Source organism: Rhodococcus sp. AW25M09 (genome assembly GCF_000333955.1).
GTDB lineage: Bacteria > Actinomycetota > Actinomycetes > Mycobacteriales > Mycobacteriaceae > Rhodococcoides.
In genome coordinates, this window is the sequence record NZ_CAPS01000005.1 from 21,641 (window position 1) to 38,621 (window position 16,981).

Consider the following 16,981-nt stretch of genomic DNA (forward strand, 5'->3'; position numbering starts at 1 on the left):
AAGTTCGACCCCTGCTACGAAGTCCCACTCACCTAGCAGGACGCCACAGCTGCAGCTCAGGAATCCCGGGCGGCGTGAATCCCATGACCTGGCCGTAGAAGGACAGTTCCGATTCTCGCGCATTCACCTGCGTTTCGAGCTTACGGAATCCGTGCGACTCGCCCTTGTAAGCCAGGTACGCATGCGGTATTCCCTTCTGCACCATGGCGTCTCGGAATCGTTCGGCCTGCGAGGGCGGAACGATGGGGTCGTCCAAGCCTTGCAGCAGCAACACCGGGCACGAAAGCCCGGCGACGTTGTTGACCGGGGCGCGGGTCCGGTAGAGGTCGATGGCCTCGGGTAGTGGTCCGATGAGCCCGTCGATGTAGCGGGATTCGAAGTCGTGCGTTTCGGCGACGAACAGTTCCAGCTCGGCGACACCGAAATACGAAGCCCCGCAAGCGAATACGTCGGAGGACGTCAGCGCGGCCAACACCGTCCAACCCCCTGCCGAGCCACCCTCGATCGCCAATCGGTCGGGGTCGGCGAGGCCGTTGTCGGCCAGCCCCTGCACTGCGGCGATGGTGTCTTCGACGTCGACGACGCCCCATTGACCGCGCAGCCGGTTGCGGTATTCGCGGCCGTATCCGCTCGAACCCCCGTAGTTCACATCGACGACGCCGATGCCGCGGCTGGTGAAGTACGCGAACAGCGGGTTCAGAGCCGGTGCCACATGCGCCGTCGGGCCGCCGTGCACGAACGCGACGTACGGCGGGAGTTCGCCGTCCAGTCCTTCGTAAGACGGGTTGGACGGCGCATAGGCGATGGCATGCACCTCGCGGTTCGGTCCCTGGAACGTCACCTGACGCCCCTGCGGCAGATACGCGCTGTCGGGGACGGATTCGAAGCCCGAACGTACGGAGTTCAGTTCGCGAGAATCGAGGTCGAGCGCAAACAACCCGTTGGTCACCTGCGCTCCGCCGCCCTTGATCAACACGGTCGATCCCGAACTCCCACCGAGACCTACCGACGTCACACCGTCGAGCACGATGTCGTCGAGCGTCCCCGACGCCGGATCGAGTACCGCGAGGGTGTCGGTGCCGACGGTCCGCACGGTCAGCAACTTCCCGTCGCTCAACACCTCGTACCAACTCGATCCCAGCCGCCACAGCGGGGCCCCGAAATCTGCATCGAGCGCCAGCAGCGGTGTGATCGAACCGTCGATGCGGACCGAATACAAGTTCCACCAACCACTTCGGTCACTGATGGCGTACAGCGATTCGTCGTCGATCCATTCCGGCTGCATCACCGATTCCTCGGTGGAGCCGAGCAGCACCGTCCAGGATTTCGGATCGGCGAGGGAGGCGACACGTAGTTCGGTTCCGTCCCAGGGCATCTGCGGGTGGTTCCAGGCAATCCAGGCGATGCGGGTGCCGTCGGGGGACAGTCGCGGGAACGCAAGGAAATCCGAGCCGGCGACCAGCGAGCGCACCCCGTCGCCGCCGAGGTCGATGGCCACGATGTCACGAGACACCGTGCCCGCGTCGTGCATCTCCCGGACCGCAATGACATCGGTACCGACCACCGACAGTTCGGCGTACCGGATGCTCGACGCCACAGCCGGTTTCGGAGTCAGCGGGACGGGTGCGCCGCCGGGGGTGAGCCGATAGACGCGTTGGTCCGAGAATTCGGCGAACACCAGGTCGCCGTTGTCGGTTGCGGTCCAGGCTCCCCCTCCGTATTCGTGAACACGCGTCCGGGCATTGAACGGTGCCGGCAGAATCGGCTGCACGCCTCCGTCGACGTAGCGACAGATCGCTGTGCGGCCCTCTTCGGTGGGACGCAATTCCGACCACCAGATTTCGCTATCGACGAAGCGACCGCCCTCGACGGGGTGTCCGGCCGAGGACAGGTCGGCTGCAGTGATGGGCGAAGGCCAGGATCCGAATGCGAGAGCAGTCACGGCTTCCAGCCTAGTGAACTGACGTGTACGTAACGCAGTGTTCACCGGCCCTTCAATCGCGACCTGGATGATGGAGGTCAAGTACCACGAGGGGGAACACCATGCGCCGGACCACTACCCGATCAATGGACCACGAGATTCTGGACTTCGGCCGCACCTGGCAGGGGTACGGCGGTGGCAGCGACGAGGACATCTACGTGGCGTTCGGCGTCGACGCGCCTACGTACTTCCAGCGGCTGCGTCGAGTTCTCGACACACCCCTCGCGGCCGAACTGCCAGCGGCAACCCGCATAGCCATCGAGCAGATCTGTACCGTCAGACTCGCCTGCTGACGCAGGCTTCGAGACGGATCACAGCTGCACCCGTCGCAGTAATATCGCTTGCCTCGGCGCTCGATTCGATGCGAGAGTCCAGTCGTGAACAGCACTGACGGTAGCGACGCTCGGCCCGAAACACACCTGCGCGCGTCGAGGTAGTTCACGGCGACGATCGACTGGTCGAGGCCAACAACGTGTTTTTGACCTCGATGGTCGGTCTTCCGCTGGCTGCTCGGATAGAACCGAAGGACATCGCCGCGGTGGTAGAGCCCGGCCGGACGCTCGGCTCCTACCTCGGCGATCAACTCGTCGGAACCGCGACTTCGGCAACGAGCTCGTTGACCGTTACCGGCGGCGCGATCGTGCCCCATGCCGCGGTCACCGGCGTCGGCGTCCTGCCGACCCACACGCGCAAAGGTGTGGTGACCTCGCTGATGCGGCATCAACTCGACGACATCGACAGCCGCGGCGAAATCCTCGCAACGCTACGGGCCTCCGAGGCGACCATCTACGAACGCTTCGGGTACGGAGTCGCAAGTTCATCCGTCTCGGCCGAGGTCGACACCCGGCGGGCGCAGCTCCGACAATCGGTGCCGGTCGGGGATCAGGTTCGGTTGGCCCGGCCGTCCGAGTGCTGGGAAATTCTGAAAAGGATCTCCGAAGACAATCGACCGGATCGGCCCGGAACGATCGACCGGCCCGCAGGCTGGTGGGCAGAGCTCGAACTCCGCAGCGTCGCTCGGACCGACCCGGCTTACGTGGGCCTGTACGGCCCGATCGGCGCCGAGACCGGATTCGTTCGATACCGGCCGATCGATACCGGAAGCTGGTTCGGCAGCGGGCCTCGTACGGTAGTGGTCGACGACTTCTTCGCTCCGACTCCGGAAGCAGAAGCGGGCCTGATCCGTTTCCTGCTCACACTCGATCTCGTGGACCGAATCGTGTTGTCAACGTTACCGATCGACACCTCACTCCCGTTGATGTTCGAGGATCGACGGGCATATCGGGCAGTGGGCGAAAGCGACGAGACATGGCTGCGGCTGGTAAACGTCGAGGCAGCGTTAGCGGCGCGGACGTACGAGGGCGACGGCACCGTCGTGATCAGGGTCAACGACGCTGTGCTGCCCCACAACACCGGTTGCTACCGGATCTCGTCCGAGGATTCCGCGGGTAAGAACGACTCGGGCACTCATCGGGTCGAAAGAACCGACGCGGCAGCGGACCTGGAGGTCGACGTGTCGACCCTCGCGGCGGCGTTCCTCGGCGGCTTCAGCTGGCAGCGCATCGCCGGAGCCGGTTCTGTCGTAGTGAATCGACCTGCTGCGCTGTGTGCCGCGAACCGACTCTTCCGAACCGACCGATCCCCCTACGCCGGAATATCGTTCTGAGCGCTACACCGGCAGCAGCAGTTCGGGACTGTTGTTCTTCACGCTGTTCACCGCGGTGCTCACTTCGTAGGGCTCGAGCCGCGGTTCGGGAACCGAGGCCAACATCTCCTGCACGTCGCCGAGGTCGGTCACCGTCGGATCGAGCCAGCTCGCGCGCAGATCCGGCGGGAGCACCACCGGCGAGCGATCGTGAATGTGGCCGAGCGCATCGGCGGCCGGTGCGGTGAGCACGGTGACCGACCATATCCAACGATCATCATCGTCGTCGGCCTTGGCGGGGTCACGCCACAGCTCGTACAGACCGGCCATGGCCACCACGTCGTCCAGATGCAGGAAGTACGGCACCTTGGCACCGTCGCGCTTCTCCCACTCGTAGTACCCGTCGGCGGGCACGATGCAGCGTCGACGGCTTGCGGCCTTCTTGAACGACGGCTTCTCGGTGATGGTCTCCGACCTGGCATTGATCAGTCGGGAACCGATTTTCGCGTCCTTCGCCCACGAGGGGATCAGACCCCAGCGCACCGACCGCAGTTGCCGCACGGCGGCAGACTCCGGTTCGTCTTTCGGCGCACGTTCGAGCACCGTACGCACGGTCTGCGTCGGGGCCACGTTGTACGACGGCGGCACCTCCTCGCCCACGGTCTCGGCGATGTCGAACACCGCCTGCAGGTCACTGTCACTCCGGGTACTGGCATACCGTCCGCACATAGGACAGATTGTTCCATCCACCTCCGACAACCACTACGACTACAGGTTGCGGAACTCCGCCAGGACGGCGTCGAGGTGATCGCCCAGACGCATTCCCGAGGTAACCCACCGTTCGCATGCCTCGTTCCACAGGGCCATCGTCATTCGCGCCGTCAGCGAGGCTTCGTTGCGATCGACACCGGCAGCGACGAGCCCAGCAGACAACGCCGCCTGCATGTCGAGCTGGATCACCTGTTCACGCCCTCTGAGTCGGTCGCTCGCAGCAATGACACGGTGACGCACCACGAAGCCGTCGCGGTCGAGGTCGAGCGCGTCCGCAGCGGCGTTCAGCGCATCGTGCATCAGCGACCCGAGATCGTCGGCGTGATCCTCGACGACCCGCGCCACAGCATCGAGCAATGCAGTTTCCCCGGAGAACAGCACCGCATCTTTGTCTGCGAAGTAGCGAAAGAACGAGCGGGCGGACAGGTCGGCCCCATCTGCGATTTGCGCAACGGTGGTGTTGTCGTAGCCCTGCTCCGCGAAAAGTCGCATTGCCGCGGACGCCAGCCGATCTCGCGTGCGGAGCTGACGTCGGGAGGCGGGCGCAGACACCATTCAAGTACACCACCTCTCGACACTGCTTGCGATTATGTCATAGTGTGACATAATGACAGCAACTGACAGACCGATTCTGATCACCGGAGCAACCTCTGGCCTCGGTATGCAGGCAGCATTGCGCCTGGCCGAACGTCACCCCCTCGTACTCACCGCGCGGTCGAACCGACGGCTGGCCGAACTCGAAAGCGCGATTCCCGGCCAGACGTACGTCGTCTGCGACCAGTCGAGCCTGGACTCGGTACGCGCCGCGGCCGAGCAGATCAGCGGGCCACTACAGGCAGTCGTATTGGCTGCCGGGGTTCAGACGGTGGACACCTCGGCGCGAAGTTCGGACGGATACGAGCTGACGTTCGCCGTCAATGTGCTTGCGCCACATCTGCTTCTGGGAATGCTGTCGCCGCACGCGCACGAGACGACAGTCGTGCACGTCGGATCCGGCACGCACTACGGACAATTTCGACGCTCGTACGCCATGGTGCCCGCGCCGCACTGGGCATCGGCTGGGCAATTGGCCACGACCCGCGGGATCGGCGGTGGCGTCGCATACTCCACGAGCAAACTCGCGTTGCTTCACCACACCCACGAGCTTGCGCGACGCGCACCGAAATCTGTCGTCCCCATCTGTTTCGATCCCGGAATGATGCCGGGGACCGAGCTCGCGAGGAATCGTGGGACCGTCGCGCAATTCGCGTGGAAACGGGTGATGCCGATCCTGCGACCGCTGCCCGGAGTGTCCACACCCGAGGTGTCGGGCCGGAACTTGGCCACCCTCGCACTGGCGACCGAGCCGCGTGGAGACTACGTCGAGATCGACCGTCGGACTGCCTCCTCGGACGAGTCCTACGACGAAGCGAGAGAACTCGAGCTGTTCGACGAGCTGAACAGCCTGGTCGGCCTCGATCCGACCGCCGCCGCACCGTGGTGGTCCGGTCGACCCGATCCGGCTCACGGTTGAACGCACGTTCGCGGCGAAACAACCCCGCGCGAAACAACCTTGTGGAAACCGATACCGCCCACCTGGCACGATGTGACGGGTGACCACTCCGCAGAGCAACTCCCAGCCGCGTTATCGCACGCTGCAGCAGTCGACCAAGCTGCAGAACGTGCTGTACGAGATCCGTGGACCGGTACACGCCCACGCCGCCCGTCTCGAGGCCGAGGGACACCGCATCCTCAAGCTCAACATCGGCAATCCCGCTCCGTTCGGGTTCGAGGCCCCGGACGTGATCGTGCGCGACATGATCGCGGCGCTGCCGGTGGCCCAGGGCTACTCGGAGTCGAAGGGCATTCTGTCGGCGCGGCGCGCCATCGTCACGCGCTACGAACTCGAACCGGGCTTCCCCGAACTCGACGTCGACGACATCTACCTCGGCAACGGGGTGTCCGAGCTGATCACCATGACGATGCAGGCGTTGCTCGACGACGGCGACGAGGTGCTGATCCCAGCCCCGGACTATCCACTGTGGACGGCGATGACGACGCTGTCCGGCGGCAAGGCCGTCCACTACATGTGCGACGAGGAGAACGGGTGGAATCCCGATCTCGCCGACATCGAGTCGAAGATCACGCCGAAGACCGTCGCACTGCTGGTGATCAACCCCAACAATCCGACGGGTGCGGTGTATTCGAAAGAGGTGCTGCAAGGCATCGTCGAATTGGCACGAAAGCATCAGCTGCTGTTGCTCGCCGACGAGATCTACGACCGGATCCTCTACGACGACGCCCAGCACACCTCGCTGGCGAGCTTGGCTCCCGATCTGCTGTGCCTGACCTACAACGGACTGTCCAAGGCGTATCGGGTGGCCGGTTACCGCGCGGGGTGGCTCGCGATCACCGGACCGAAGAAGCACGCTGCAGGTTTCATCGAGGGCATCGATCTTCTCGCCTCGACGAGACTGTGCCCCAATGTGCCTGCTCAGCATGCCATTCAGGTCGCGCTCGGTGGCTATCAGAGCATCGAGGATCTGATCCTGCCCGGCGGTCGCCTGCTCGAGCAGCGTGACGTCGCGTGGCAGAAACTCAACGCGATCCACGGCGTGTCGTGCGTCAAGCCTCGGGGCGCGCTGTACGCGTTTCCGAGACTCGATCCCGAGGTGCACGAAATCTACGACGACGAAAAACTGGTCCAGGACCTGCTGCTGCAGGAGAAGATCCTCGTGGTTCAGGGCACCGGATTCAACTGGCCCGGTCACGATCACGTGCGCATCGTGACCTTGCCGTGGGCCCGAGATCTGGCGGTGGCGATCGAGAGATTCGGCAACTTCCTCGCCTCGTACAAGCAATGACGCTCGAAAGTAGTTGAAAGTGATGCAAAAAACAGCGGGGTGATCCCGCCTGAACCACAAATGATCTGTAGATTGGCGGACGGCACTTCGGTGCCCGCGAGCCCTGGCCGTACCCTCCCCCCCTGGGTCGGTCAGGTGGTGGCGGGGGACGCCCCCCTGCTCCCCGCCACCGAGCTCCTCGCATCTGCCACTAATCTGACACCGTGGAACCACACGGCAGTCATCCCGACGGCAGCAAAACCGGTCTCGGCTCTCACGTCGGGCATGGGCACGGACACGGACACAGCGACAGCCCGGTTCCATTGGGGCCGATCGCTGCCAAGGTCGTCGTCGGACTGCTCGTCGCCATCGCCATCGCCGTCGTCGCCGGTGCCTTCGCGCTCTGGCCCAGCGCGCAAAGCGTCGACATTCCGCTACCGTTCCAGACCGCCGGCGGCGGTGCTGTGTCCACCGAGGCCGGCACCATCACCTCGCAGAGCATCGGATCCTGTGGCAGTCCTGACGCAGGCAGACCGTTCACCGGCAACCCGACACCCGCGGTCAACGACTCGTACGAATGCCAACGCAGCATCGTCGACATCACCACCGGCGAGGACGCCGGAAAACGGACAGTCCTCGAGATCGCGCCGGGGCCCGGCCAACCGACTCTGAGCGCCGGCGACAAGATTCGGCTGGTTGTCCAGAGCGATCCCTCCGGCGGGGTGCGCTACTCGTTCAACGATTACTCCCGCGGCCTGCCACTGGCACTGATCGTCGGAGTGTTCGCCGTGGTCATCTGCGTCGTCGCCCGCTGGCGGGGATTCCGCGCTCTGGTCGGCCTGATCATCGCGTTCGCTGTACTGGTGGTGTTCATGCTGCCCGCACTGCTCGACGGCGCGCCCGCCATTCCCGTCGCCCTCGTCGCCGGTGCGGTGATCCTCTACACCGTGCTGTACCTGGCGCACGGGGTGAATCTGCGCACCAGTTCGGCGCTACTGGGCACCCTCACCTCGATGGCGGTGGCGGCAGTGCTGTCCTACGTCGCCATCCGGATGACCCACCTGACCGGGTTGTCGGAGGAACAGAACACCGCCGTACAGACCTATATCGGCAACGTCAGCGTCACCGGCCTGCTGTTGGCCGGCTTCATCATCGGCTCGCTCGGTGTGCTCAACGACGTCACGATCACGCAGGCGTCGGCGGCGTTCGAGCTCGCCTCGGTGGACGAGACGGCGTCGCGGCGTGAGATCTTCACCGCCGCGATGAGGGTGGGGCGCGATCACATCGCCAGTACCGTCTACACCCTCGTGCTCGCCTACGCCGGTGGTGCGCTACCGCTACTTCTGCTCTTCAGCGTCGCCGACCGCTCCATCCAGGACGTGCTCACCGGCGATTCGGTAGCCATCGAGATAGTCCGCTCCGCCGTCGGCGGCGTCGCCCTCTCCCTGTCGGTGCCGTTGACCACGGCGATTGCCGTGCTGTTGGCGCGTCCGATCAGCTCAGGGCGAGCACCGAAAGACGCCCGCCCTGTCCGCTCCCAAGGTTCGGGTCGACACAGCGCATAGAGCGGCTCCGCCGCATGTGAGTGGGACTTCGACCTCTGCTACGAATTTCCGCTCACGTGCGGCGCAGCCGCTCGTCAGGCAAACGCAGCAGCGACGGTCTCCGAGAGCAGAGCACCGTTGTGCGTGCTCAGTCCTGCCTTCAGGCCCGAGTCTGCCTCGCACGCAGCTTCCCAACCCTTGTCGGCAAGTGCGACGACGTACGGCAGAGTGGCATTGGTGAGTGCGTACGTGGAGGTGCGCGGAACAGCGCCGGGCATGTTGGCGACGCAGTAGAACACCGACTCGTGCACCTTGTAGGTGGGATCGGCGTGGGTGGTGGCCACGGAATCCTCGAAGCAGCCGCCCTGGTCGATCGCGATGTCGACCAGAACCGAGCCCGGCTTCATGCGCTGAACCAGGCTGTTGGACACGAGCTTCGGGGCTTTGGCTCCGGGCACGAGTACTGCGCCGATAACGAGATCGGCGGCGAGAACCGCCTGTTCGAGCTCATAGGCGTTCGACACCACCGTCTTGACCGCCCCGCGGTACTGGTCGTCGATGGCACGCAGCGCCTTCACATCGAGGTCGAGCACAGTGACGTCGGCATGCATGCCGAATGCGATTGCGGTGGCATTCCGGCCGGACACGCCGGCTCCGATCACCACGACGTTGGCGGGACGCACTCCGGGCACTCCGCCCATGAGAACTCCGCGTCCCCCTTCACTGGACATCAGGTGATAGGCACCTGCCTGCGGTGCGAGGCGTCCGGCAACTTCACTCATCGGCGCGAGCAACGGCAGTGAACCGCCTGCAGCAGTGACAGTTTCGTAGGCGATGGCGGTAGTTCCCGACTCCAACAGCGCGTCGGTGCACGCCTTGGACGCCGCGAGATGCAGGTAGGTGAACAGCACCTGACCCTTGCGCAGGCGTGAATATTCCTCGGCAATAGGCTCTTTGACCTTCAGCAGCAGCTCTGCTTCTTCCCAGACCTCGGCGACGTCGGTGCGGATCTGGGCACCGGCGGCCTTGTAGTCGGAGTCGGTGAACGACGATCCGGCTCCGGCCTCGGTTTCGATGATCACTTCGTGTCCTCGCGAGACCAGTTCATGCACGCCCGCCGGGGTGATGGCCACCCGGTATTCGTGGTTCTTGATCTCGCGTGGAATTCCGATCTTCATGGCGGCCTCCTCGGTGGTGGTTGACGTGAAGCTGTAGCTCCTCCGTGTAGGCCAACTATGAATTATCTACGAAATACCCGCAATCGATGTGAATATAATTCTGTATAGTCGGAGAATGGTGAGTGATAATTCCTTCAAGACAGGTGAGTCGGGGCCCCGGCCGAACGATGTTCGGTCCACCCCGCTGGACCGAATCGATCACATTCTGCTCGACGAGCTTCGCCGCGACGCCCGTACACCCAACAACGCTCTCGCCGCCACTGCGGGTATCGCGCCATCCACCGCACTGGCACGAGTTCGCGCTCTCGTCGAACGCGGCGTGATCCGTGGCTTTCACGCCGACATCGATCCCGAGGCGCTCGGCCAGGGCATCCAGGCCATGATCTCGGTCCGCCTGCAAGCAGACGCTCGACGACGCATCAGCGAATTCGGATCGAAGATCGCCTCCCGAACGGAGACGCTGAATATCTACTTCATTGCCGGTGCCGACGATTTCCTCGTGCATGTGGCAACTGTCGATACCGCCACGTTGCGCGATTTCGTGGTCGAGAATCTCAGTGCCGACCCTGCCGTCGCCGCAACCGAGACGATCCTCATCTTCGAACACATCAGACCGCGAAACACCCCCGCGGACAAGTGAACTCGATCAGGGAGCGGCGGGTGCCGGCCCTGGCGGTGGGAACACCGGGAACGTGAAGTCCGGGAAACCGGGAAACAGCGGCGGCTGTTCCGGCGTCGGCGGAACCGACTCCACGGGTGGCGGCGGTGCCGGTTCGGACGTAGCGGTCTCCGGTTCCGGAATCACCGGCTCCGGAATCACCGGCTCCGGGATCACCGGTTGCTCGAACGTGGGCTCCGACTGTTCCGTGGTCGGCTCGACAGTGGTCTCGGGTAGCGGTGCGGGAGGTGGCAACACCGGAGCAGGTACCACCGGAGCCGGCTCCACAGTGGTGACCGCCGGAACCTCGGTCTGTGTGCGACTGACCGAGGTATCGACCACCTGCGGCGTGCCCTGATGGGTGAGCATGAACCCGGATGCAGCTACCACTGCGGCAAAAGTCAGCGCGAGAACACCGCCGGTACGAAGCCTGCGCCGAGCGCGGGTGCGATCGTCCTCACCATCGTCGTCGTCGTAGTCGGCATCGAGCCAGTAGACGTTCTTGAGCTGGAACGGAACCGGCTTGCCGTCGTCTTCGATCGAGGAATCGGTGACCGAGTGCGTATTGGATGAGTGCGTCACAGTCTCTGCTGCAACAGTTTCGGCTACCTCGGGCTCGTCGACCGGATCCTCGGCAGGCTGCGTCCCCACACCGGTGCTCAGTGCCGCAATACCCTCCTCGAACCACCCATCGCGCTGATCGTCGTCGAGAAGGTCATCCACCACAGCCGTGTCCGACGCCGATTCGACGGCGGCGGCATCGGTGAACTTCGAGAACTCGAAATCTGCCGCCGCGCCCGTGGTTTCGGCTGGAGCGTCGGTGACAGAAACGTCCGCCGGAGCGTCGGTGACAGAAACGTCGGCCGGAGCGTCGGCGACTGTGCTGTCGGTGGCGTCGGACGCGATCCACGGACGGGCCGGAACCGGACGGACCACCGAGGGCTCCGCAGCAGCCACCGGCGACGCAGCATGCAAAGCCTCGGTACGAGCGGGAACCGGACGGACCACCGAGGGCTCGGCTGCAGGCACCGGCGGCGCAGCATGCAAACCCTCGGCACGAGCCGGAACCGGACGGACCGGCGCGGCCAGCGGAGGACGAGGCGGTGGTGGGCGAAGTCGCGGGGTGCGCGGTGGCGGAGTCGGGGTGGACGGACGCACCGAGACCTCTGCCGACCCGGATTCACCCTGTGCTGGAGGCAGCTTCACGTGCGCCGCCGGGTTCGCATCGGCGACGGGGCGCGATGCGGTGCGAGTGCGCGAGTGCGGCCGAGCGGACAGAGCCGCTCCCCGTGCTGCGACGGTCTCGGGCTCGGTCGGCACGATCGACGGCAGTTCCAGAAGCGGTCCGACGCGCTTCTGGACGATCGGCATGCGAGCACCGCCGCCGATCAGCACGACGGCGTCGATGGGGGCGTTCGCACCCACCATCACTCCACGCGCGAACTCGATCGCTTCGTCGAGCAGATCGGCGATCAACAACTCGAAGTTCTCCCGAGAGAGCAGAATCATTCCGCTCGCATCGGGCAGGCACACCGCATCTTGAGTCGACAGGCGTTCTTTGGCTATTCGGCAGCGCTTCTCGAACAGCGCGATGTCGGGGTCGGTCGACTGCTTGCCGAGGCGCTCGAGTTGATTGTTCCGCACGTAGGAGTCGAGCAGGTCGCCGCTGTACTCACCAGATCGCTGCGAGGCGATGACGGTGCGCTGCACCAAATCGACGACACTGACGGTCAGTCCGGAACTGCCGAGGTCGAACAGAGCGACCGAGCGGCAGTTGCGAGCCTCGCCGGTTGCCGCCAGGTACTCGACCACGGCTTCCACCTCGTGGACCAGCCGATAGTTGTGCAGGTGTGCACCGGCGAGCGCGGCGTGCAGCGCGTCCGCCTGTCGCGGGTCGCGGTAAGCGACGCCGGTGGAGATTTCGGGCTCGCTTTCGGCTGCGGCACCGATCGACTCGACGGCCAGGTGCGGGAGGTCTCCGTCGGCACTGTCGATGAGTTCGTTGCGGAAGAACAGCGGTCGCTCGATGTCGGTAACCAGCCCGGAACGCTCGGCAGCGGGCACCGAGAACTGCTCGGCACGGGGCTGCGCCGTACGCACAGCCCGGGTCCCCATGGACACCCCAAGCAGCACAGTCACGGTTGTCGGCCTCACTTCGTCGGCGATGGTCATCGGACGTCGTACACGGCGCCACCCGACTACGGTACCGTCTCGCGGTCAATTGTACGGAGGGTGCCTACCGGCCCGTCTGTTCTGCGGCGCTGTCGAAGGAGTCCACGTCGCTGGCCAGTCCTCCGAAATCGGTCTCGGACTCACCGACAGAAGGCTGGTACATCTCACCGGAGTAGGCGTACTGCTCGATGTAGAGCTGCTGGAAAGACAGTTTTACGGGTCCCTCTCCCGCGGGCAGATCCGGTGCAGCGGTCTCGCTCAGCGGGGGTGCAATCTCGGCAAGAGTTGCCTCGAAACCCGGGTCCGTGTTGATCACCGACCGAGGTTCGTTATCGAAGTCCGCAAACACCGCGAACATCAGTGCAACGACCACGACACCGACCGATACTGCGGCTGCGCCGACCTTCAGAACAGCCTGCCTCGACCACTGCCGGTCCGACAACGTCGAGAAGTAGGCAAGGACAGGTGCGGCGACAGCACGGCGAGCGTCCCACCGAAGTTTCGCTGCCGACCCGTCCCCCGGATTCGAACCCTGCGGAGTCGAATCCTGCGCTACTTCCGACTCGCGTACCGTTGCCGGCTCGAGGTTTGCCTCCGGCTCGAGTTTTGTCTCGGACACCGGTTCCGAATCCACCTTCGGTTCCGGGTCGCGCTCCGGTTCCGGTTCGCGCTCCGGTTCCGGTTCGCGCTCCGGTTCCGGTTCGCGCTCCGGTTCCGAATCCTGCTCAGGTCCGGGCTCATCGAGCGTCGGGCCGTGTTCCGGACCGGCATCCCGGCTCGTCTCCGCTCTGATCACTGCGCCCTCGGCCACCGGCGATTCCGAGTCGGGCAACGTGACCGGCACCTGCCACTTCGTGCTGACTCGCCGCTGGACGAGTGGGCTGTTGGCCACTCCACCGAGCAACACCACAGCGTCAGGAGTCTCGGTACTCGCCCACTCGAGCATGTCGTCGATCAAGGGGGTCACGGCATCCTCGAACTCGTCGCGGCCGAGGATCATCGGTCCGTTGTTCGGTGCACGCACCCCTGCCGACGTCGTCAGGAGCTCTCTGAGTTCGCGAAAGAACTTTCGGTAGGACTCGACGCCTTCGTGGCCTTCTGGTTCCGGCAGTATTCCCTTCGTCATCACCAAGTGCTGCACTACGTCGTCGAGGCGCTCACCGCCAAACGTCTCCGATCGAGCGTGCCACCGGATGGTTCCTTCCACCGGGTTCATCGCGAAAGCCGACGTTCCACTTCGACCGAGGTCCAACACCAGCACATTCGTCGCATCGGCGAGGGTGTCGAGCGTTCGGACGAAGGACAGCAACGCCCACGACTCGTCCAGCGTTTCCACAGACAGACTTCGCGACGTCACGGAGTCCATGTACCGCAGTTCGTCGGCCATACGACCGGTGAAGACGATGTTCTCGAACGGACCCCGTTCTTCGATCCGGTCGATCAGGTCGTCGATCGTCCTGTCGAAATCGGTGGGCTCGAGACCGATGGATTCGACGACGCGGCGGTCGCCCTCGAAATAGGCGATCCGCAGGGCGTCCGACTCCACGGCCACGCCGCAGACTGGTCCCATCGCGTGTGTTCCTTCTATTGCTACCTCGTGAACGATCGATCGCAACCTATCGTACGCATGCCCGCTAGGGCAGAAACGTGCAAATCGGACCGAAATGCGACATGCGGGACGTAGGTCACCATACTTGCAGTCGGTATGCGGTATCGATAACAAACAATCTGAGATATTGTTTGGACGGGTCTGGGGAGACTGCGGGTCGAATTATTTTCAGTCGGCCTGTACGACTTGCGAGACCAGCCGGTCTCGCACCCAAGCGATCGGTGGAGGTACGTCACGATGGAAACGCTCAGTCCGCAGTTCGATGCACGCATCCGAAGCGTGCTGGACAAGCTCGGCAAGATGCCAGTTGCCGCGTCCGACATCGACTCTGCGTCCGATCTGTACGACAGTGGCTTGACGTCTCATTCGAGCGTCAACGTCATGATCGGCCTCGAAGACGAGTTCGACATCGAGTTCCCGGACTCGATGTTGCAGAAGTCCACGTTCGCGAGCATCGATGCGATCAGTGCCGCCGTTTCACAACTAGCGGGCTGAGTCCATGACCGCGTCCCCTCATGTTCGCGCTTCGAAGCTGCCCCTCAGCGATGTTCTCAAGACCCTCCGCACCTTCGCGGCCGAGGTAGATCGCGAGGGTAGGTTTCCGAGCGAGTCCGTCGAAGCTCTGCGCTCGGCCGACCTGTTCTCCGCAGCAATACCTACTGCGTTCGGTGGCGGTGGCCTCTCGCTCAGCGAGCTGGCCCGAATCGCGCGTGACCTCGGTGCCGAATGCGCCTCGACGGCAATGATCTTCGTCATGCACCAGTCGCAGGTCCTGAGCATCGTCCGCCATGGCGGCACCCCCTCGTCGGACGCGTTGCTTCGCCGGATCGCTGCTGATCAACCGCTGGTGGCGTCGGCGACGACCGAGATCAACATCGGCGGTGACGTGCGTTCCAGTAGCTGCGCTGTGGAGTACGACGGAGATCGCATCCACCTGGCGAAGACCGCTCCGGTGATCTCGTACGGCGAATACGCGGACATCGTTCTTGCCACGGCACGGCGATCGGTCGACAGCCCGCCGAGCGATCAAGTTCTCGTTGTGTGCGAGAAGCCGCATGTCACCCTCCAACGCACCGGCAACTGGGACACGCTGGGATTCCGCGGCACCTGCAGCCCGGGCTTTCAGCTCGACGCCGTTGCGGATCGGTCGAGCATCCTGGGCGACAGCTACGGCGAGATCTCGTCGCAGACCATGCTTCCGGTCGCGCACGTACTGTGGGCCTCGGCTTGGCTCGGCATCGCCGACGCAGCCGTGTCCAAATCACGGAAGTTCGTCCGCAAAGCTGCAAGTAGGAATGCCGGCACCACTCCGCCCTCTGCTCTGCGGCTGGCCGAGATGTTCGTTGTGCACGAGCAGCTCGTCGACACGGTCTTCGGTGCCGCCGCGAAATTCGAGGCCATAGCCCACTCTCCCGAAGAGCTGGGTTCCATAGCTTTCGCAGTGAAGATCAACAACGTCAAGGTGACAGCATCGACTCTCGTCATCGACATCGTCGGTAAGGCCATGCAAATCTGTGGCATTTCGGGATACCGCGAAGACGGCGACTTCAGCATCGGACGGCACCTGCGCGACGCGCACGGCTCGGCGATCATGGTCAGCAACGAACGCATTCTGGGGCACAACTCTCAGCTCGCGCTTCTCTACAAAGGTAAATGATGACGCAGACACAAGACCAGATCTCCGAACTCGACACCGAGCGCAGCGAGTTCAGACAGGAACTCGTCGATGCAGGTCTGTTGATCCCGTCGACGGTGCTCGGCCTGTACGGCCGCTCGGGCGAGTTCGAGGACATCGTCGAGTCCATCGACCGCCGGGTCGTGGCCGCGAGTGCGGCAGAGCACGGATCCGGTGTTCCGCGGTTCCGCTTCCCACCGGTGTTTCCCAGGGAAGCGTTCGAGAAGACCGACTACATCGCGTCGTTCCCCAATCTCACCGGTGCGATCAATACGTTCGACGGCGACAACAAGGCCCACGCCGCCCTGCTCGCCGATCGGTCAGAGGGCAAGGATTGGGACCACCACCTCGAGTCAGCGGGGACGATGCTCGTGTCCGCTGCATGCCACCCGTCGTACTCCATGCTGCCGCCCGTCCTGCCCGAGGAGGGCACGACCTACGACATATACGGATACTGCTTTCGGCACGAACCCGCGGTCGATCCTGCTCGCATGCAGGCCTTCCGCATGCACGAAATCGTCCGGGTAGGCACCGCCGACGATGCTGTCGCCCATCGCGAGCGGTGGGTGCAGCGTGGTCTGGAAGTACTGACGGACCTCGGTCTGGAAGCAGAGCCGGTCATCGCCAACGATCCGTTCTTCGGCCGGGCGGGCCGAATGCTCGCAGCCAACCAACGCAACGAGAACCTCAAGACGGAGTTGGTCGTTCGGCTGTACGGCGATCTGGACGACGGAACGGCCGTGGTCTCGTGCAATTGCCACCGCGACCACTTCGGCCACACTTTCGGAATCAGCACCGCCGACGGTGAATCGGCACACAGTGCCTGCGTCGGCTTCGGTATGGAGCGAATTGCGCTGGCTCTGCTACGGACTCACGGTGTCGACCGAAACAAGTGGCCGAGTTCGCTTCGGTCATGACAGCAGCGA

Annotated in this window: 15 protein-coding genes; 9 read left to right on the forward strand and 6 right to left on the reverse strand. The window is 64.1% G+C overall.

Annotation, left to right across the window (positions count from 1 at the left end):
- Positions 1 to 28 precede the first annotated feature (28 nt).
- Positions 29 to 1,942: a dipeptidyl-peptidase 5 gene (locus RHODMAR_RS00535; protein WP_042937379.1), complete on the reverse strand. Its 1,914-nt coding sequence runs from the start codon at positions 1,940 to 1,942 to the stop codon at positions 29 to 31.
- 125 nt (positions 1,943 to 2,067) lie between these two features.
- On the opposite strand from RHODMAR_RS00535, the gene RHODMAR_RS00540 reads away from it, so the two are divergent.
- Both RHODMAR_RS00540 and RHODMAR_RS00545 read left to right on the forward strand, forming a co-directional pair.
- On the forward strand, positions 2,068 to 2,274 hold the full coding sequence (locus tag RHODMAR_RS00540) for a DUF3263 domain-containing protein (protein ID WP_232433530.1): 207 nt from the start codon (positions 2,068 to 2,070) through the stop codon (positions 2,272 to 2,274).
- A 179-nt stretch (positions 2,275 to 2,453) separates the two neighbouring features.
- The gene (locus RHODMAR_RS00545; protein ID WP_008710099.1) at positions 2,454 to 3,647 is read left to right on the forward strand and encodes a GNAT family N-acetyltransferase; all 1,194 of its coding nucleotides are present in this window, start codon (positions 2,454 to 2,456) and stop codon (positions 3,645 to 3,647) included.
- Between the two features lie 3 nt (positions 3,648 to 3,650).
- On the opposite strand, the gene RHODMAR_RS00550 is transcribed toward RHODMAR_RS00545, so the two are convergent.
- A complete protein-coding gene (locus tag RHODMAR_RS00550; RefSeq protein ID WP_008710101.1) occupies positions 3,651 to 4,355 on the reverse strand; it encodes an SOS response-associated peptidase in 705 nt (234 codons plus the stop codon).
- Between the two features lie 39 nt (positions 4,356 to 4,394).
- Entirely contained in the window at positions 4,395 to 4,952 is a 558-nt protein-coding gene (locus RHODMAR_RS00555) for a TetR/AcrR family transcriptional regulator (protein ID WP_008710102.1), read from the reverse strand.
- 52 nt (positions 4,953 to 5,004) lie between these two features.
- Here RHODMAR_RS00555 and RHODMAR_RS00560 point away from each other — a divergent pair, with 52 nt between their 5' ends.
- From RHODMAR_RS00560 to RHODMAR_RS00570, 3 genes are all read left to right on the forward strand, one after another.
- Positions 5,005 to 5,910: an SDR family NAD(P)-dependent oxidoreductase gene (locus RHODMAR_RS00560; RefSeq protein ID WP_008710104.1), complete on the forward strand. Its 906-nt coding sequence runs from the start codon at positions 5,005 to 5,007 to the stop codon at positions 5,908 to 5,910.
- Between the two features lie 79 nt (positions 5,911 to 5,989).
- Complete coding sequence (locus RHODMAR_RS00565; RefSeq protein ID WP_008710107.1) at positions 5,990 to 7,240, forward strand: pyridoxal phosphate-dependent aminotransferase; 1,251 nt, start codon at positions 5,990 to 5,992, stop codon at positions 7,238 to 7,240.
- Between the two features lie 203 nt (positions 7,241 to 7,443).
- Positions 7,444 to 8,784 (forward strand): YibE/F family protein, encoded by a 1,341-nt coding sequence (locus tag RHODMAR_RS00570; protein WP_008710109.1) that lies wholly within the window; start codon positions 7,444 to 7,446, stop codon positions 8,782 to 8,784.
- Positions 8,785 to 8,858: 74 nt separating this feature from the next.
- Here the strand turns inward: RHODMAR_RS00570 and ald are convergent, their stop codons facing one another.
- On the reverse strand, positions 8,859 to 9,941 hold the full coding sequence (ald, locus tag RHODMAR_RS00575) for an alanine dehydrogenase (RefSeq protein WP_008710113.1): 1,083 nt from the start codon (positions 9,939 to 9,941) through the stop codon (positions 8,859 to 8,861).
- A gap of 115 nt (positions 9,942 to 10,056) precedes the next feature.
- Here ald and RHODMAR_RS00580 point away from each other — a divergent pair, with 115 nt between their 5' ends.
- A complete protein-coding gene (locus tag RHODMAR_RS00580; protein WP_042937383.1) occupies positions 10,057 to 10,581 on the forward strand; it encodes an Lrp/AsnC family transcriptional regulator in 525 nt (174 codons plus the stop codon).
- Positions 10,582 to 10,587: 6 nt separating this feature from the next.
- Here RHODMAR_RS00580 and RHODMAR_RS29350 read toward each other — a convergent pair whose 3' ends face one another.
- Positions 10,588 to 12,771 (reverse strand): Hsp70 family protein, encoded by a 2,184-nt coding sequence (locus RHODMAR_RS29350; protein WP_008710116.1) that lies wholly within the window; start codon positions 12,769 to 12,771, stop codon positions 10,588 to 10,590.
- 64 nt (positions 12,772 to 12,835) lie between these two features.
- Positions 12,836 to 14,341, reverse strand: coding sequence for a putative chaperone protein (locus RHODMAR_RS26805; RefSeq protein ID WP_008710117.1), 1,506 nt, complete (start codon positions 14,339 to 14,341; stop codon positions 12,836 to 12,838).
- Between the two features lie 276 nt (positions 14,342 to 14,617).
- Here RHODMAR_RS26805 and RHODMAR_RS00595 point away from each other — a divergent pair, with 276 nt between their 5' ends.
- The 3 genes from RHODMAR_RS00595 to RHODMAR_RS00605 are packed head-to-tail and all read left to right on the forward strand — an operon-like array spanning position 14,618 to position 16,972.
- A complete protein-coding gene (locus tag RHODMAR_RS00595; RefSeq protein ID WP_008710118.1) occupies positions 14,618 to 14,875 on the forward strand; it encodes an acyl carrier protein in 258 nt (85 codons plus the stop codon).
- A gap of 4 nt (positions 14,876 to 14,879) precedes the next feature.
- Complete coding sequence (locus RHODMAR_RS00600; RefSeq protein WP_008710119.1) at positions 14,880 to 16,037, forward strand: acyl-CoA dehydrogenase family protein; 1,158 nt, start codon at positions 14,880 to 14,882, stop codon at positions 16,035 to 16,037.
- Positions 16,034 to 16,972 carry an amino acid--[acyl-carrier-protein] ligase gene (locus RHODMAR_RS00605; RefSeq protein WP_008710120.1) on the forward strand — a complete coding sequence of 313 codons (939 nt, stop codon included), beginning with the start codon at positions 16,034 to 16,036 and terminating at the stop codon, positions 16,970 to 16,972. The genes RHODMAR_RS00600 and RHODMAR_RS00605 overlap by 4 nt, the downstream gene beginning before the upstream one ends.
- The last annotated feature ends 9 nt before the right edge of the window (positions 16,973 to 16,981 follow it).

Excerpts from the sequence above, each read along its gene's own strand:
- RHODMAR_RS00540 (WP_232433530.1), top strand. The coding sequence starts at position 2,068 with ATGGACCACGAGATTCTGGACTTCGGCCGCACCTGGCAGGGGTACGGC.
- RHODMAR_RS00550 (WP_008710101.1), bottom strand. The coding sequence starts at position 4,355 with ATGTGCGGACGGTATGCCAGTACCCGGAGTGACAGTGACCTGCAGGCG.
- RHODMAR_RS00555 (WP_008710102.1), bottom strand. The coding sequence starts at position 4,952 with ATGGTGTCTGCGCCCGCCTCCCGACGTCAGCTCCGCACGCGAGATCGG.
- RHODMAR_RS00560 (WP_008710104.1), top strand. The coding sequence starts at position 5,005 with ATGACAGCAACTGACAGACCGATTCTGATCACCGGAGCAACCTCTGGC.
- ald (WP_008710113.1), bottom strand. The coding sequence starts at position 9,941 with ATGAAGATCGGAATTCCACGCGAGATCAAGAACCACGAATACCGGGTG.
- RHODMAR_RS00580 (WP_042937383.1), top strand. The coding sequence starts at position 10,057 with ATGGTGAGTGATAATTCCTTCAAGACAGGTGAGTCGGGGCCCCGGCCG.
- RHODMAR_RS29350 (WP_008710116.1), bottom strand. The coding sequence starts at position 12,771 with ATGACCATCGCCGACGAAGTGAGGCCGACAACCGTGACTGTGCTGCTT.
- RHODMAR_RS26805 (WP_008710117.1), bottom strand. The coding sequence starts at position 14,341 with ATGGGACCAGTCTGCGGCGTGGCCGTGGAGTCGGACGCCCTGCGGATC.
- RHODMAR_RS00595 (WP_008710118.1), top strand. The coding sequence starts at position 14,618 with ATGGAAACGCTCAGTCCGCAGTTCGATGCACGCATCCGAAGCGTGCTG.
- RHODMAR_RS00600 (WP_008710119.1), top strand. The coding sequence starts at position 14,880 with ATGACCGCGTCCCCTCATGTTCGCGCTTCGAAGCTGCCCCTCAGCGAT.
- RHODMAR_RS00605 (WP_008710120.1), top strand. The coding sequence starts at position 16,034 with ATGATGACGCAGACACAAGACCAGATCTCCGAACTCGACACCGAGCGC.